Raw genomic sequence first — 14465 nt, 5'->3', positions numbered from 1 at the left:
ATGACTGGACGTCTCAACAGCGCCCAGCCCTATGCCCTCGGCCTGTTCCGCATCGTCGTCGGCCTGCTCTTCGCCTGCCACGGCGCCTCCTCGCTGTTCGGCGTCCTCGGCGGCACCGACGGCGGTGGCGGCACCGTCGACGCGGGCACCTGGCCGGGCTGGTACGCGGCCGTCATCCAGCTCGTCGGCGGCACCCTGGTGCTGCTCGGCCTCGGCACCCGCGCCGCGGCGCTCGTGTCGTCCGGCTCGATGGCCTACGCGTACTTCAAGGTCCACCAGCCGGAGTCCCTGTGGCCGATACAGAACGGCGGCGAGGCCTCCGCGATGTTCTGCTGGGCCCTGCTGCTGCTCGTCTTCACCGGCTCCGGCGCGTTCGGCCTCGACCGCTTCATCGCGGCGGCCCGCGGCGAGCGGGAGCCGAAGGCGGCGGCAGACGGGGAGCGCACCCCGATCGCGGCCTGATCCGCACGAGCGCAGCACACGAGCGCACGAGCGGCGCCCCCTTCTCCGTACGTGGTTCCCGGTACGGAGAAGGGGGCGCCTTCGCGTGCGACGGCCTACGAGTCGGCGTCACGCGTGGACGTCACGAGTGGGCGCGCGGCTCGAACGGCACCGTGAAGCACGCCACCCGGTCCCCGGCCCCGCCCTGCTCGCGGTGCAGCACCACCGCGCCCGCCTCGCCGGGCCTGAAGCCCCAGGGGTGGACCGCGGAGGCCTTCCCCGAGCCATCCGGCTGTGCGGTGAAGTCCAGCCACACTTCGTTGTCCGGATTGACGTAGGCCGGATTCTTCGACGGCTGCACGGGGTCCGGGCGGTGCTGGTAGTGGCCGCCCGCCGCGGCCGGGTCGACGCCGCACGACTTGCGGTGCACATGCGCGCCGAACGCGAAGCCCGGCTTGACTCCGCGCACGCGCAGGGTGACGCGGGTGCCGCCCTTGTCGTGACGCTGCGTGACCTCGATGCGGGCGCCGGGCGGCACGAGGTTCCGGTCGTAAGTGAGCGCGGGCGAGGGCGTCTTCGTCGGCGTGAACCGGCCCTCGGCGCGCACGCAGTCGGCGCCCTCGCCCGGTGCGGCGCCGCTCGCGGCGAGCACGGCCGCGGTCACGGCCGCGGTGAGTATTCCTGCCACCATCGTCGAGTTCTCCTTTTCTCGTCGTCCCCGTAGTCCGTCGCCCCACCACCCGGCGCCCGTTGTGTGCGCCTCTGCTTCGTTCGTACGGGACTTCGCGGACGTACGCCGCACCGGGGGCGGCAGCCGGGTGAACGTGACGTGGCGAACATCTGAGCCCCCAGTGGATCTACGGCCGAGTGCGCGGCGTACGCTGTACCGCTGTCACAAGGCCGCCACCCGCCGCTCCCCGCGCATCGCGGCGACGAGTTGCCGACCGGGGGAGCGAAACGGGGAGATTTCGGTGTTGGAGAGTGTGGGGGCGCTGACCGGCAGCCCATGGATCTACGCGGTCGTGGCGCTCTCCGTCTTGTTCGACGTGTTCCTGCCGCTGCTGCCGAGCGGGGTGCTCGTCATCACCGCGGCGACGGCCGCCGCGGCCGCCGGCTCGGGCACGGGGCGGGTCCCGAACGACGTGCCGGACATCCTGCTGCTCATGCTGTGCGCGGCGACGGCGTCCGTGCTCGGTGACCTGGTCGCCTACCGCCTTGCGTGGCGCGGCGGCGAACGCCTGGACCGGGCCATCGCCCGCTCACGCCGCCTGACCAGCGCGCAGGAACGCCTCGGTACGGCGCTCGCCCGTGGCGGGGGCGTGCTCTTCGTCATCGCCCGCTTCGCCCCGGCGGGGCGGTCGATCGTGTCCCTCGGCGCGGGGGCCGCGCACCGGCGAGTGCGGGATTTCCTCCCCTGGTCCGCCCTGGCGGGCGTGGCGTGGGCCGGGTACAGCGTGGGGCTCGGCTACTTCGGCGGGCAGTGGCTGGGCGCCACTTGGCTCGCGACCGGTGTCTCAGTCCTCGCCCTCGTCGCCGCAGGCGCAGCAGCAGCCTTCTTGGTCCGCCGCCCCGCCTGATGGGGCTACGCCCCTCTCCCCCTTGTCGGGCCTCCGGCCCTCGTCCTCAAACGCCGGACGGGCTTTCCCCCACCCACCCGCCCTTCCTGGGCCTCCGCCCCAGACCCCGCTCCGCGACCCACTAGCCCGTCCGGCGATTGAGGACGAGCCGCGAAGCGGCGATCAGCGGGACTGGGGCGCACCCGCGAGGGCTAGCCGGGCGACGGTGCCGCCCGGGTGCCCCGGACCTCCAAGTCGTCAAGGAGCGCAGCCGTGGCCTCGGCGACCGCCGCGACGGCGCGGTCGAAGACCTCGCGGTTGTGGGCGGCCGGGGCGCGGAACCCGGACACCTTGCGCACGTACTGAAGCGCGGCGGCCCGAATCTCGTCGTCGGTGGCCTTCTCGGGGATGACGGGCGGACGAAGGGTCTTGATGCTGCGGCACATACGTACAGCCTCGCGCAGCGCGACACCCCCGTCGAGCCACTCGCCCCTCGAATTCGAACAGGAGTAGCATTACGGCCGTGCCAGCAACCCCCGCGACCCCCGCGCAAGAGTTCCCGAGCGACCTCCTCGCCGGCCAGGAGGAGCTGCACCAGGTCAGATCGGAGCTGCAGACGCTCCTGAAGCGGCTGCCCTGGTCCGTCGAGCCCCTGGACGGCTTCAGCGACAACCACGGCTGGCGCAAGGTGGAGCGCCCGGCCTCCCCGGGCTGGACGCCCGACGAGCAGGCGGAGGTCGAGAAGCTGCGCGACCGGGAGCGGGAGCTGGCGGTCTTCGTGAGCTGCCACCGCTTCTGGGACCAGGTTTCGCCCCCGGACACGGTGGATACCCGGATGAGGCTCAAGCACGTGCACAAGACCCCGCCCGAGCCCCCGGCGACGACCACCTCCGAGGAGCATTGACAGGCGGAGGCGGCGGGCGTTGACTCCGCCTCATCAAGGGCGAACGAGCCCTCGTACGACCCCGCGACGCGAGGCCCGCGCTCCGGAGCCGCCCCCGCTCCACGCACGCGGACCCCGCGCTCTCCTGTCCACCGAAGAATCGGCCCCCGCGTTCCAGCGTGCGGAGGTGCGGCCATGACCGTACTCGTCATCGCCCTGTTGGCGATCCTGATCGCCCTGGGCTTCAACCAGCCCCTGCTGTGGCTCGTCGCCGCGGCGCTCGTCTACTTCCTCGTCCGCCGTCACGACGGCGGCCCGGCACGGCAAGGCCCCGCGGGCGGCGGGGCTTCGGCCAGGGCGGGCGGCCCCGGCGGCGCGGGCGCGGGACCGGGCGGGGCGCCCGGCGGCGGAGGTAGCGGCGGAGGTGGCGGTGGGGGCATCCCCGCCACGTACCGCGACTACCGCATCCGGCGTTCCCGCCAGGAACGCTGGGACCGCAGATACCGCCGTACGCACCCGTCGACGCAGCAGCGCCGCCACTAGCGTCGGGGCCGCCGTCCCACCGACGCCGCAGGTGCCGGCGTCCACGCCTGGAACCGGGCGGCCGACCCGGCACCCCACCAGGTACGACAACTCACCGTTCCGGGTGAAGTCCGGGCCGGAACGCGATTGGCCGGGCGGCCCCTGGGGAGTGTGCGCATGCACTGTGCGCCGAACCAGTCCCAGGAGCCGCCCGCATGCGCCACGAAGCCGCCCCACGCGAAGCCGGGGCGCGAGCCGGGCAAAGCCACGACCCGCGCGACCCGCACCCCGGCCCCGCCCCGCGCCGCCCCCTGGGGCTCTTCGCCGTCCCCCTCCTCACCGTCCTGGCCGCCCTGGCCCCCCTCGCCGTCGGCTGCTCCGCCGCGCCGTCCCGTACGAGCGCGCTGCCGCCGAACGACATCATCAAGACGGCGCAGCAGAAGCTCACCGACACCTGTCTGACCCGGCAGGGCCTGACCCCGCCGCGCCCCGGCGACCGCGGCCGCCCGCCGTCCCCCGCCGAGCAACAGCGGGTCACGCACGCCCTGTTCGGCGCCGGTCACACCGAGCTTTCGCTGACCCTGCCCACCGGCTACTCGGTCCGCGCCCACACCGACGGCTGTCTCGCCTCGGCCCAGCGCACGCTCTACGGCGACCAGCGCCGCTGGTTCCGCGTGTCGACGGTGATCAACAACCTCAAGCCGGAGGCCGCGTTCCGCAAGGAGCCGCTCTCCGAGGTCCGCACCCGGCACCGCGGCGACCTCGCCGAGTGGCGCCGCCTGCGGGCCCGCGCGCTGATCAACGCGAAGGCCCACCTTCAGGCGGGCCCGCCCCGGGCCGCGCGGTAGCGGCGGGAGCGACGGGAGCAGCGGGAGCAGCGGGAGCGACGGCCGCGCGATAGTCCCGTGGCGTCATGCCGGTCGCCTGCCGGAAGTGTCGGCGGAAGCTCGCCGACGACCCGAACCCCACGCGTACGGCGATGTCTTCGATCGTGGCGTCCTGGTCGTGCTCCAGGAGCCGGCGGGCCCGGTCGAGGCGGGCGCGCAGCAGGTACTGGAGCGGGCTGAGGCCGGTGTGCGCGCGGAAGCGACGGTTCAGGGTGCGGACGCTGAGGCGGGCGTGCGCGGCGATGTCGGCGAGCGTGAGCGGCCGGTGCAGGCCTGCCTCCAGCCATTGGACGGTCGGTTCGAGGCCGCCGGTCTCGGCGAGCACCCGGTCGAGTTCGTCCCGCGCGGCACCGGCCTCGTCGTACACGGGCAGGACGAGCCGGCGCGCGGTCGCGGCGGCCGCGGCCGGGCCGTGGTCCTCCTCGACGAGCCGCAGACAGACGTCGAGGCCGCCGAGGAACCCGGCCGACGTGCGGAACGGCCCGTCGGCGACGAGGGTCCCCGCCGGGTCGACGTCCACCCGGGGGTGGCGCGCGGCCAGTTCGGGCACATGGCTCCACACGGTGGTGGCGCGGCGGCCGTCGAGGAGCCCGGCCGCCGCGAGCGTGAACGTGCCGGTGCCCACGGCGGCGACCCGGCAGCCCCGGCCGACGGCGTCCCGAAGGGCCTCGGCCACGCCCGCCGGCGGCTCGTCCAGGAACCCGCCGTGCCCGGCCACCACCACGGTGTCGGCACTCTCCAGCCCCTCCACGCCCCAGTCCGCCGTGACCGTCAGGGCCGCGGGCTCGGCGGTGGTGACGGTGCGCGGGACGGCGCAGACCCGCAGTTCGTACGCGTCCCCGGAGGCACCGCGGGCGACGGCGTCCAGGACCAGGCCGGGGGTGGTGAGCTGGTGGGCCGGGACGCCGTCGAGGACGAGCAGCGCGATGACTGACATGGTCGGAGTATGCAGCGCCGTACGTGACCGTCAGTGCCGCGAGCGCTTCGGCGGGCGGGTCAGCGATGCGCGGCGATCGTCTTGTCGATCCAGCCCTTGTACGCGGCGACGGAGGTGTAGATCCCCGGACCGCCCGCGCACTTCGGGTCGACGGCCGCGTCGCCGTCGCCGGACGTGGTCCCGACGAGCTGCCAGCGCCCGCCGACGCGCTGGATCTGCGGGCCGCCGGAGTCGCCGTTGCACGCCATGGCGCCGGGCACCCTGCTCTGCGTGCACAGCTCGCTGCTGCCCTTGATGTTGAGGCACTTGGACGCCGGGGCCCGGCGGGTGTCGAGCTGCTGCAGCCGCTCGGAGAACTTCCAGTCCTTGGGCTGGGCGCCGTCGACGGTGGTGCCGAAGCCGAGGAGCCGGGTGTGCGCGCCGATCCGCGGGGCGCGGTCGGCCATGCGGATCGGGGCCTTGCCGGTGACGGGGCGGTCGAGGCGGAGCAGGGCGATGTCGTCGTGCGAGCGCTGGTCGCCGCCGATGTCGTAGCGGGGGTTGACGACCTTCTTGACGATGGTGCGTACGGTGCCGCCGGAGTGCATGCGGTCGCTGCCGACGCGCACCGTGCCGTCCGGCGTGGCCTGGAAGTCGTCCTGCGCGCAGTGCGCGGCGGTGACCACCCACTGCGGGTCGATCAGGGCGCCGCCGCAGACGCCCCGCACCTTGGTCCCGTCCTCCTGCTCCAGGGTCATCGGGATCGACACCATGAAGGGGTACGCCCCCTTGGAGTCCTTGCCGCCCACGATGGCCTGGGCGCTGCCGCTCATGCCCGCGGTGCACAGGACGGTGGCGGCGCCGACGGCTCCGGCGCCGACGAGCAGGCGCCTTACGGGACGGAAGGAAGCGGTCCGGCGAGCTCGGACATCAGACTGAGACATGGAGGTGCCCTTCGGGTGGTGCGTGAGGAATGGGGTACGCGCGTTTCGTGCCCTTGGGGCGGCGCGTGCCCTCATCCTCCGCGGCCCCCGCAGGTCGGAAAAAGCGCCCTGATGCCACCCTGGGCTAAATTCTGGCCATGCCAGTGGTCGCGCTGCTCGCGCTCGACGGGGCCCCGGCCCACCAACTCTCCACCCCGGCGATGCTGTTCGGCGCGGCCTCGCGCACGTTCTACCGGCGCCCGCCGTACGAGGTGCGGGTGTGCGCGGGCGGGGGCACGGTCGGGGCGGCGGACGCGGTGGCCGGGACGGCGCATCCCGCGGTCCGAACAGCCGCCCCGGGGGCCATGACCGTGACCGCCGACCACGGTCTCGACGGCCTGCTCGACGCGGCCACCGTCATCGTGACGGGATACGCGTCCTGCCCCGCCCCACCCCCGCCCGACGTGCTCGACGCACTGCGCGCGGCCGCCGCCCGGGGCAGCCGCGTGGCCGCGATCGGCACCGGCACCTTCGCCCTCGCGGCAGCCGGACTCCTCGACGGCCGCCGCGCCACGACGTCCTGGCCCGACGCGGCCGAACTCGCCCGCCGCCACCCCCGCGTCGAGGTCGAACTCGGCGACTGGCCCGTCGCGGACGGCCCCTTCCTCACCTCTTCAGGACTGCTCGGCGGCAAGGACCTCTGCGTACGGATCATCGAGGAGGACCACGACGAACAGACCGCCAGAGAGGCGGACCGCCATCTCTTCCTGACCCTCCCGAACCCCTCGGAGGCACTACGCGCCGACACAGCCCCCCGGCCGACCCCCGATACGGGCCCCGCCCCCGACACAGCCCCTCACCCCGACTTCACCACCGACCCCACCGCGACCTGGCTGGAGGCCAACCTCCACCGCCCGCTGACGCTTTCGGACATCGCGGCCCACGCGGGCACCAGCGTCCGCACCCTCACCCGCCACTTCCGCGCGCACACGGGCCTCACCCCGCTCCAGTACCTCCTGCGCGCCCGCGTACGACGGGCCCAGTGGCTCCTGGAACACACGGACACCCCCGTGGAACAGATCCCCACCACCACGGGCCTGGGCACCCCCGCCAACCTCCGCCACCACTTCCACCGCTTCAACGGCACCACACCCACGATCTACCGCGCGGCGTTCCGCAACCTGGTCGGCATCTTCGCCCCGGAGGACGCCACGCGTGGGGATGTGGACTCTTAGTGGACTCCGGGCATGACAGTGGCCCTCCGGGTACTCCCCCAGAGGGCCACTGACTTGCTGCTCGAACCGGTGGGCGCGGACGGTTTCGAACCGCCGACATTCGCCTTGTAAGGGCGACGCTCTACCCCTGAGCTACGCGCCCGGAATGTGCGGACAGCCTACCTTGCCGGTGGCCCGGCCTCGCAAACGCGTATCGGGGGCGGAGGCGGAGACCCCCGGGGACGTGGGGGGATAGCCCCACCGTGGATCCGGTGGCCGCCCGGATCCCCTGGAGGGCGGGCAGTTCGTACGGTCGTCATGTGCTCGTGGCAGCGGCCGCGGGGAGGGCAGAACAAGGGGAGAACGTCATGACCGTCCGCAGCCGGCGTCCGCGTGCGCGGGGGATGCGTGTCCTGGTCGGGGTGGGGACGATGGGGGTCGTCGTCGGGATGGTCGCGGCGTGCGGGGCCAGTGCCGAGGACGACTCCGACCCGGACCAGCGGTCCTTCGCACTGCCGGGGCGCACGCTCACCGTGGACTCGGACGACTCGGCGCTGGAAGTGGTCGTCTCGGACGACGTGAAGGACCGGAACGTGCGCGTGACGCGGTGGTTCGACGGGCGGACCGTCATGGGCGAGAGCCCCAAGGTCACGTGGAACATGGACAAGGACCGGCTCACGTTCCGCGTGAAGTGCAGCGGCGTCATCAGCAACTGCTCCGCCAAGCACCGCGTCGTCGTGCCGCGCGACGTCGCCCTGACCATCCTCAACAAGGACGGCAAGGTCACGGCCACCGGCCTCCGCGAGCCGCTCAAGGTGCGTACGGCGGACGGGTCCGTGACCGTGCAGGACGCCCGCGGGCCGCTCGACCTGAGCAGCGTCGACGGATCCGTGCGGGCCGTCGACGTCACCTCGAAGCGGATCAGCGCCACCTCCCGCGACGGCTCCGTACGCCTCGAACTCGCCGCCGCGCCCGACCGCGTCGAGGTCCGCAGCAAGGACGGTTCCGTGAACGTCGCGCTGCCGGTCACCAAGAGTGGCGGCGACGGGGGCGCGGCCTCGTACCGCGTGGACAGCGAGACCGTCGACGGCGGCTCGGACATCTCCGTGCCGCGCGACACCCGCAGCCCCCACCACGTCTCCGTGCGGAGCGTCGACGGCAGCGTCACAGTGCGCAGCGCGAACTGACCGGCCCGTGTGTTCGTCCTCAACCGGTGGGAGAATGACACCGGGCAGGGCGAACAGCACGGGAGAGGGATAGTGACGGCGACACCTCCGCGGCCGTACACAAGGGACAGATGGACGTCGTCGGCGGTGTCCGCCGCGGATGCCGTCGGTGCGGTTCATGCCGTCCAAGCCGTCCAAGCCGTCGATGCCGTCGCCTCGCGCCGTGACGCCGTGGCCCGGGGCGGCCCGAGGAGACGGCGTGGGGGCCTTCGCCGCGCCGGGCAGCCCCTCCGCGACGCCCTCGCCCTCGTCCTCCTGCCCCTCCCCGTACTTCCGCTGCTCGCCGCCGCCCTCCCCGCCTCCTTCGCCGGAGGCGGCACGCGGCGCTGGTTCGGCGGGCGCGGCGAGAGCGTGCGGGCCGAGGCGCAGGCCGCGAAGGACGCCGCCGCGGCCGCGTTCTACGAGCTGGACAGCGCGCAGCGCGACCTGCGGATCTCCATCGAGACCATCGCCGCCGTGGACTCCTCCCCGGCCGCGCAGAAGGCCGCGTCCGACTTCGAGGCGTTCGGGCGGCGCATCGACGAGGTGAGTCACCAGTACATCACCGCCGTGGACGCGCACGACCTGGACCGCGACGACCTGGAGACGTCCGCCGCCGCGCGCGCCCGCGCCGAGCTGACCCAGGCCAAGGACGCACTCGGCACCGCCAAGCAGGACCTCGACCGGTTCTCGCAGGGGCTCACACCGCTGCTCGACAAGGCCGAGACCCAACTCGCGCGCCTGGCCCCGGCCGTGGAGCGCGCCCGGCAGACCCTGCTCGCCGCGAGCAACGCGCTCGACGCGGTGCGCGCCGCAGGGCTGAAGGCCGACGACCTCGCCGGGCGGCTCGCCGCGCTCGCGCCCGAGCTGACCAAGCTCAACCAGGGCGCGGGGCGGCACGGCGTCGCCGACACCCTGCAGCGCGCCGACCGGGTCGTACGGGACGCCGAAGCCGTCCGCGCCGAGGCGGACCGGCTGCCGGAGCGGGCCCGCGAGATCGACCGGCGGCTCGTGTCGCTGCGTACGCGCGCGCAGGCCCTGACCACCCGCAGCGGGCAGGTGCAGCCGATCCTCAGCGAGCTGCGGCGCCGCTTCACCGCGGCCTGCTGGCAGGACCTCCAGCAGGTGCCGCAGCAGGCCGAGGAGAACGTGCGGCAGGCCGAGACCAAACTGAAGGAGGCCCAGCGCGCCCGCGAGGACCAGCGCTGGCCGGACGCCACGGCGCTGCTCTCCACGGTGCGGGCACTCCTCAACTCCACCGACGAGGCCGTCTCCGCCGCCGGCGACCGGCTGCGCCGCCTGAACGCCGTCGCGAAGGACCCCCAGGCCGAGATCGAGCGCACCCGCTTCGCCCTCCGCGACGCCCAGCGCCTGGCCATGTCCGGCCGCCAGAAGCCCGAGCCGCAGCACGCCCGCCCCCTCGACGACTCGGTGGCCCGCCTGGACCGCGCCGTCGCCGCGCTGGAGGGCCGCCACCCCGACTACTGGCACTTCCTGACCGAGACGGAGGGCGTGCGCACGACGGTGGCGCGGGTGGTGGCGCGGATCCGCGAGGAGCGGGGCCAGGGCGCCTAGCCTCTTGTTGGCGGTCGGGGCTTCCCGGGCGGATCCTGGAGATACGTCTGTACGTGCGTCGTACGTCACCTACGTCACGTACATATCTGTACGTCGTCTCAGCGGGCCTCCGCGCGCACGAAGGAGGCGGACATGGCCACGCATGTGCTTCACCCCGGCCCCAGGTCCGAGAAGAGCCACAAGAGCCACAAGCGGCACGTCAGGCTCGACGAGCATCTGCCCGTCGACCACCGGCTGAGCCGGGTCTACCGCTTCGGCGCGGGCCTGATGGGCCTGGTCCTGCTCGCCTTCGGCATCCTCGGCCTGATCGACAAGGTCGGCTTCTTCGACACCGGCGGCGACAAGGTCGCGGGCCTGAACACCAACGGCGCCCTGAGCGTCCTGTCGATCTGCGTCGGGCTGCTGCTGTTCGCCGGAATGGTGATCGGCGGCAACTTCGCGTCGACCCTGAACATGGTGCTCGGCATCGCCTTCATCCTCAGCGGCTTCGTCAACCTCGCCCTGCTGGAGTCCAGCTTCAACCCGCTCGCCTTCCGCATCCAGAACGTCCTGTTCAGCTTCGTGGTCGGGGTGATGCTGATGTTCTTCGGGATGTACGGGAGGGTGAGCGCGACGCTGCCGCACGACAACCCGTACTGGAAGGCGCGGCACCCGGACGCCGAGCCCGCGACGGCGCGGGCGGGGAGGCGGCGGGCTCTGCGGAGCGGGGGCAGCGGTAGCGGCTGAGGGCCGCCGGGGCGCGGCCGGGGCGCTGTGCGAGCCTGGGGGCATGGTCGACTTCATGCAGGAGCTGCGGGCCCGGCGCCTCGTGGCCATCGTGCGCGGCACGGACGCGGAGGCTTCGTTCCGTACGGTCATGACGCTCGTCGAGTCCGGTGTACCGCTGGTCGAGGTGTCGCTGAGCGGCGCCGACGCGCTGGGCGTGCTGCGGCGGGCTCGGGCCGAGCTCGGGCCGGACGCGTGGCTGGGCGCGGGCACGGTCCTGACGGTGGAGGACGCGGCGCGGGCGGCCGAGGCGGGCGCGAACCTCGTGGTGACACCGGGGCTCGGCCCAGCCGTCGAGGCGGCACTGGGCAGCGGGCTCCCCGTCCTGGCCGGCGTCCTCACCCCCACAGACGTGATCGCGGCCGACGCGGCGGGAGCGACCGCCCTGAAACTGTTCCCGGCCGCGCCTCTCGGCGGCCCCACCTACCTCAAGGCACTCCTCGGCCCCTTCCCCGACCTCCCCTTCGTACCGGTCGGCGGCGTGGACGCACCGGCCGCGGCGGAGTACTTGGCGCTGGGCGCGGTCGCGGTGGGCGTGGGCTCCCCGTTGATCGGGGACGCGGCGGACGGCGGGGATCTGGGCGGGCTGCGGGGGCGGGCGGGGCGGTTCGTGGAGGTATGCGGGTGAGCGCCCTCGGGAGGGCGGACTCATCTGCGGGGGCTGGTGGTCGGGCCGCCAGTGGCCCGGTGGCGGGGGCTGGTGCCCCGGCGGAGACCGGCGGTCCGGCCGGGGAGGCCGGTGGCCCCGGGGGAGCTGGTGGCTCGGCGGCGGAGGCTGGTGGCTCGGCGGCGAGGGCTGGTGGCTCGGCGGAAACCGGTGGCCCGACGGCGGGCGGTGGCTCTGGCTCAGTCAGGGCCGCTGGCCCGGCAGAGGCCGCTGGCCCGGCAGAGGCCGCTGGCCCGGCAGAGGCCGCTGGCCCGGACGCGACGGTTGGTGACTCGGCTGCGACCGGCGGTCCGACGGCGGGTGGTGGCCCTGGCCGGGCCAGGGCCGGTGACCCGGCAAGGGTCGGTATGCCTGCGGTGGAGGTCAGTGACTTGGCGGCAGCCTGTAGCCCGACGTGGGCTGGCGCCGGCCAGGAGGCCGGCGGTCCGGCGCGCGTGGACGTTCTCACCTTCGGCGAGAGCATGGTCGCCCTGCGCGGTGACGGGCCGCTGAAGCTCGGCGGGACGATGGCCGTGTCCGTCGCGGGCGCCGAGTCGAACGTGGCCATCGGGCTCGCCCGGCTCGGGCACGCCGTCCGCTGGGCGGGGGCCGTCGGGGACGACGAGGCCGGTGAGCTGGTGCTGCGTACGCTGCGGGCGGAGGGCGTGGACGTGTCCGGCGTGAGCCGTGACGCGGGGGCGCCGACCGGGCTGCTGCTGTTCGAGCCGCGGCTGCCCGAGGTGACGCGGGTGCACTACTACCGGGCCGGGTCGGCCGGTTCACGGCTCGGTGTGGACGCCGTCGAGCGGGCGTTCGCGGGCGGGGCGCCGCCGCGCGTGCTGCATCTGACCGGGATCACCCCGGCGCTCGGCGCCTCGGCGCGGGCCGCCTGCGAGCGCGCCCTGCGCCTCGCGCGCGAACTCGACGTACAGATCTGCCTGGACGTCAACTTCCGCTCCCGGCTGTGGAGTCAGGAGGAGGCGGGCGCCGTCCTGCGCGCATGGGTGCCGTACGTCGACGTCCTGGTCGCGTCCGACGACGAGCTGCCACTGTGCCTCCCGGCCGACGGGACCTTCACCGAACTCCCCGATCAGGTCCGGGCATTGCTCGACCTCGGGGTGCGCGAAGTCGTCGTCAAGCTCGGCTCGCGCGGGGCCACCGCGTACACGGAGTCGGGCGAACTCCACTGCCCCGCACGGGCGGTACGTGCCGTGGACGCCGTGGGCGCCGGGGACGCCTTCGCCGCCGGATACCTGTCCGCGCTGCTCGACGGTGCGGGAGTCGCGGAGCGACTGGAGCGGGGCGTGACCACGGGGGCCTTCGCGGTGGCCTCGCGGGGGGACTGGGAAGGGGCGCCCACGCGGGGCGAGTTGGGGATGTTGGGGGCGGGGGACGGGGCTGTGCTGCGGTAGGGGCTGGGCGGGGCGCGTCGCCCGCTGCGGCACCGGCCGACGGCGGTGTACGTCGCGTGTGGCGACGTCAGCCGAAGGCGGCGCCCGCCCGTCGCAGGGCCGACGGACGACAGGGCACTTCCTCCGCCACAGGACCAGCCCGCAGCGATGTCCTCCGGCCGCCACAGAGCCAACCGACCCCAGCACGCCCCCGCCGCTACAAGGCCAGCCGACCCCAGCACGCTTCGCCGTCGCAAGGTCAGCCGACGGTGGTCCACCGACCTCGCGGCGTCAGCCGCAGCAGCCGCCTCCGCAGCAACCGCCGCCGCCACCGCCGCCACCCGCGCTTGCCGGAGCCGCGGACGCACCGCCGACGGCCACCGTCGACAGCAGCTTCACCGTGTCCTCGTGGCCCGCCGGGCAGGTGGCCGGGGCGGCGGACTCCGCCATCGGGCGGCTCAGCTCGAAGGTGGTGCCGCAGGGGCGGCAGCGGTACTCGTATCGGGGCATGGGGACAGGGTACGTGGGCGGGGGCGCCGAGGTCGTTCCCTGGGCGTGGGCATGGGTTGCCGCAGGGAGAGGGCGCTGCCCGGCGCCCCGGCGCCGCGGGGGGGGGCGCCACGCACGCGCACCAGCCACCGCACACCCACGCATCAGCCACCACACACCCACACCCCCGCACGCGCCCCAAGCGCAGGCGGCTACCCCTCCGTCGCCGCAGCCACAAAGTGCCGCAGAATCCTCTCCCCCGCAGCAACCCCCTGCTCGGGCACCACAGTCAGACCCGGCGTCGTCCATCCCGTGTCCGCCAGTTCCCCGTGGGACGGCCGCCAAGAGCGGTCCGCCGCGGTGAGGAGGTCGGCGTCGAGGAGGGAGTCGCCGGCGGCGAGGACTTCGTCGGTGTCCGCGCGACGCGCCACCTCCCGCATGGCCGCGCTCTTGGTGAGCGGCCGCGGCACGGCGTAGATCTTGCGGCCCTGGAGCGAGACCGTCCAGCCCCGCCCCTCGGCCCACTCTCCGAGTTCCTTGACCCAGCCCTCGGGCAGCAGCGAGCGCTCCACGACCAGGTAGGCGAAGAGGTCCTCGGCGACGCGCTCCTTCAGCAGCCAGGAGGGGTCGGCCGTGCGCAGCAGGTGGGCGCGGACCTCGTCGAGGGAGGCGCACTCGGCGGCCAGGCGGCGGTCCACGGCCGCCCGCCACTCCGGGTCCGACACCCCGTCGACCAGCACGTGCCCGCCGTTGGCGCAGATCGCGAACTCCGGTACGGGGCCGGGCAGATGGATGCGGTGGTACTGCTCGCGGGTACGCGTGGTCGTCGGCACGAACACGGCCCGCCCGGCCAGCTCCGCGAGGAGCCCCGCGGCGGCCTCCGTGACGTACGACAGCGGCTTGCCCTCGTACACCTCGACGCAGAGCAGGCGCGGCGCCTCGGCGTCGGGCATGCGCAGGCCGAGCGCGGCGGCGGAGTAGATCAGGGTGCGGTCGAGATCACTGGCGACGAGAAGACGCGAGCCCTCCGGACGCGGGGCGTCGACGTCGGT

General features: G+C 74.2%; 17 protein-coding genes and 1 tRNA gene. 11 read left to right on the top strand and 7 right to left on the bottom strand.

All coding sequences use genetic code 11. The annotated features are described in order from the left end of the window. Positions 1 to 462 (top strand): DoxX family protein, encoded by a 462-nt coding sequence (locus IEY91_RS15355; protein ID WP_164325466.1) that lies wholly within the window; start codon positions 1 to 3, stop codon positions 460 to 462. A 121-nt stretch (positions 463 to 583) separates the two neighbouring features. Here IEY91_RS15355 and IEY91_RS15350 read toward each other — a convergent pair whose 3' ends face one another. After that, entirely contained in the window at positions 584 to 1132 is a 549-nt protein-coding gene (locus IEY91_RS15350) for a superoxide dismutase family protein (protein WP_189174342.1), read from the bottom strand. Positions 1133 to 1412: 280 nt separating this feature from the next. Here IEY91_RS15350 and IEY91_RS15345 point away from each other — a divergent pair, with 280 nt between their 5' ends. Then, the gene (locus IEY91_RS15345) at positions 1413 to 2018 is read left to right on the top strand and encodes a DedA family protein (protein ID WP_164325462.1); all 606 of its coding nucleotides are present in this window, start codon (positions 1413 to 1415) and stop codon (positions 2016 to 2018) included. A gap of 191 nt (positions 2019 to 2209) precedes the next feature. Here the strand turns inward: IEY91_RS15345 and IEY91_RS15340 are convergent, their stop codons facing one another. Beyond that, entirely contained in the window at positions 2210 to 2443 is a 234-nt protein-coding gene (locus tag IEY91_RS15340) for a DUF2277 domain-containing protein (protein ID WP_164325459.1), read from the bottom strand. A gap of 77 nt (positions 2444 to 2520) precedes the next feature. Between IEY91_RS15340 and IEY91_RS15335 the strand changes: the two genes are divergently transcribed. The 3 genes from IEY91_RS15335 to IEY91_RS15325 all read left to right on the top strand — a co-directional run bounded on the left by IEY91_RS15335 (position 2521) and on the right by IEY91_RS15325 (position 4250). Further along, complete coding sequence (locus tag IEY91_RS15335; protein ID WP_164325457.1) at positions 2521 to 2901, top strand: DUF8825 domain-containing protein; 381 nt, start codon at positions 2521 to 2523, stop codon at positions 2899 to 2901. A gap of 174 nt (positions 2902 to 3075) precedes the next feature. After that, complete coding sequence (locus IEY91_RS15330) at positions 3076 to 3423, top strand: hypothetical protein (protein ID WP_189174341.1); 348 nt, start codon at positions 3076 to 3078, stop codon at positions 3421 to 3423. Between the two features lie 194 nt (positions 3424 to 3617). Continuing rightward, positions 3618 to 4250 carry a hypothetical protein gene (locus IEY91_RS15325; protein WP_229696971.1) on the top strand — a complete coding sequence of 211 codons (633 nt, stop codon included), beginning with the start codon at positions 3618 to 3620 and terminating at the stop codon, positions 4248 to 4250. On the opposite strand, the gene IEY91_RS15320 is transcribed toward IEY91_RS15325, so the two are convergent. Continuing rightward, positions 4201 to 5226 carry a GlxA family transcriptional regulator gene (locus tag IEY91_RS15320; RefSeq protein WP_189174340.1) on the bottom strand — a complete coding sequence of 342 codons (1026 nt, stop codon included), beginning with the start codon at positions 5224 to 5226 and terminating at the stop codon, positions 4201 to 4203. The genes IEY91_RS15325 and IEY91_RS15320 overlap by 50 nt on opposite strands. A gap of 59 nt (positions 5227 to 5285) precedes the next feature. Next, positions 5286 to 6149: a S1 family peptidase gene (locus tag IEY91_RS15315; RefSeq protein ID WP_189174339.1), complete on the bottom strand. Its 864-nt coding sequence runs from the start codon at positions 6147 to 6149 to the stop codon at positions 5286 to 5288. 137 nt (positions 6150 to 6286) lie between these two features. Here IEY91_RS15315 and IEY91_RS15310 point away from each other — a divergent pair, with 137 nt between their 5' ends. Next, complete coding sequence (locus tag IEY91_RS15310; protein WP_189174338.1) at positions 6287 to 7363, top strand: GlxA family transcriptional regulator; 1077 nt, start codon at positions 6287 to 6289, stop codon at positions 7361 to 7363. 70 nt (positions 7364 to 7433) lie between these two features. Here IEY91_RS15310 and IEY91_RS15305 read toward each other — a convergent pair. Then, positions 7434 to 7505: transfer RNA gene (locus IEY91_RS15305), tRNA-Val, on the bottom strand. 205 nt (positions 7506 to 7710) lie between these two features. Here IEY91_RS15305 and IEY91_RS15300 point away from each other — a divergent pair. The 5 genes from IEY91_RS15300 to IEY91_RS15280 all read left to right on the top strand — a co-directional run bounded on the left by IEY91_RS15300 (position 7711) and on the right by IEY91_RS15280 (position 12945). After that, the gene (locus tag IEY91_RS15300; RefSeq protein ID WP_229696970.1) at positions 7711 to 8529 is read left to right on the top strand and encodes a DUF4097 family beta strand repeat-containing protein; all 819 of its coding nucleotides are present in this window, start codon (positions 7711 to 7713) and stop codon (positions 8527 to 8529) included. Between the two features lie 210 nt (positions 8530 to 8739). Continuing rightward, complete coding sequence (locus IEY91_RS15295; RefSeq protein ID WP_189174491.1) at positions 8740 to 10122, top strand: coiled-coil domain-containing protein; 1383 nt, start codon at positions 8740 to 8742, stop codon at positions 10120 to 10122. A 132-nt stretch (positions 10123 to 10254) separates the two neighbouring features. Continuing rightward, the gene (locus IEY91_RS15290) at positions 10255 to 10848 is read left to right on the top strand and encodes a DUF4383 domain-containing protein (RefSeq protein ID WP_189174337.1); all 594 of its coding nucleotides are present in this window, start codon (positions 10255 to 10257) and stop codon (positions 10846 to 10848) included. A gap of 43 nt (positions 10849 to 10891) precedes the next feature. After that, positions 10892 to 11515 carry a bifunctional 4-hydroxy-2-oxoglutarate aldolase/2-dehydro-3-deoxy-phosphogluconate aldolase gene (locus IEY91_RS15285; protein WP_189174336.1) on the top strand — a complete coding sequence of 208 codons (624 nt, stop codon included), beginning with the start codon at positions 10892 to 10894 and terminating at the stop codon, positions 11513 to 11515. A gap of 473 nt (positions 11516 to 11988) precedes the next feature. Continuing rightward, positions 11989 to 12945: a sugar kinase gene (locus IEY91_RS15280; RefSeq protein ID WP_189174335.1), complete on the top strand. Its 957-nt coding sequence runs from the start codon at positions 11989 to 11991 to the stop codon at positions 12943 to 12945. 270 nt (positions 12946 to 13215) lie between these two features. On the opposite strand, the gene IEY91_RS15275 is transcribed toward IEY91_RS15280, so the two are convergent. Together IEY91_RS15275 and IEY91_RS15270 are read right to left on the bottom strand one after the other, a co-directional pair. After that, positions 13216 to 13434, bottom strand: a complete 219-nt coding sequence (locus IEY91_RS15275) for an FmdB family zinc ribbon protein (protein ID WP_189174334.1) — start codon at positions 13432 to 13434, stop codon at positions 13216 to 13218. 191 nt (positions 13435 to 13625) lie between these two features. Further along, entirely contained in the window at positions 13626 to 14366 is a 741-nt protein-coding gene (locus IEY91_RS15270; protein ID WP_229696997.1) for an HAD family hydrolase, read from the bottom strand. Between the last annotated feature and the right edge of the window lie 99 nt (positions 14367 to 14465).

It is taken from the genome of Streptomyces lasiicapitis, assembly GCF_014646335.1.
GTDB lineage: Bacteria > Actinomycetota > Actinomycetes > Streptomycetales > Streptomycetaceae > Streptomyces > Streptomyces lasiicapitis.
The sequence above is the reverse complement of the archived record's forward strand: the minus strand, read 5'-3'. Positions and strand labels throughout refer to the sequence as shown.

What these genes read in the sequence shown, in the direction of transcription:
- IEY91_RS15285 (WP_189174336.1), top strand. Translation starts at nt 10,892, where the DNA reads ATGGTCGACTTCATGCAGGAGCTGCGGGCCCGGCGCCTCGTGGCCATC.
- IEY91_RS15340 (WP_164325459.1), bottom strand. Translation starts at nt 2,443, where the DNA reads ATGTGCCGCAGCATCAAGACCCTTCGTCCGCCCGTCATCCCCGAGAAG.
- IEY91_RS15320 (WP_189174340.1), bottom strand. Translation starts at nt 5,226, where the DNA reads ATGTCAGTCATCGCGCTGCTCGTCCTCGACGGCGTCCCGGCCCACCAG.
- IEY91_RS15350 (WP_189174342.1), bottom strand. Translation starts at nt 1,132, where the DNA reads ATGGTGGCAGGAATACTCACCGCGGCCGTGACCGCGGCCGTGCTCGCC.
- IEY91_RS15270 (WP_229696997.1), bottom strand. Translation starts at nt 14,366, where the DNA reads ATGCCCGACGCCGAGGCGCCGCGCCTGCTCTGCGTCGAGGTGTACGAG.
- IEY91_RS15325 (WP_229696971.1), top strand. Translation starts at nt 3,618, where the DNA reads ATGCGCCACGAAGCCGCCCCACGCGAAGCCGGGGCGCGAGCCGGGCAA.
- IEY91_RS15300 (WP_229696970.1), top strand. Translation starts at nt 7,711, where the DNA reads ATGACCGTCCGCAGCCGGCGTCCGCGTGCGCGGGGGATGCGTGTCCTG.
- IEY91_RS15315 (WP_189174339.1), bottom strand. Translation starts at nt 6,149, where the DNA reads ATGTCTCAGTCTGATGTCCGAGCTCGCCGGACCGCTTCCTTCCGTCCC.
- IEY91_RS15310 (WP_189174338.1), top strand. Translation starts at nt 6,287, where the DNA reads ATGCCAGTGGTCGCGCTGCTCGCGCTCGACGGGGCCCCGGCCCACCAA.
- IEY91_RS15275 (WP_189174334.1), bottom strand. Translation starts at nt 13,434, where the DNA reads ATGCCCCGATACGAGTACCGCTGCCGCCCCTGCGGCACCACCTTCGAG.
- IEY91_RS15330 (WP_189174341.1), top strand. Translation starts at nt 3,076, where the DNA reads ATGACCGTACTCGTCATCGCCCTGTTGGCGATCCTGATCGCCCTGGGC.
- IEY91_RS15290 (WP_189174337.1), top strand. Translation starts at nt 10,255, where the DNA reads ATGGCCACGCATGTGCTTCACCCCGGCCCCAGGTCCGAGAAGAGCCAC.
- IEY91_RS15355 (WP_164325466.1), top strand. Translation starts at nt 1, where the DNA reads ATGACTGGACGTCTCAACAGCGCCCAGCCCTATGCCCTCGGCCTGTTC.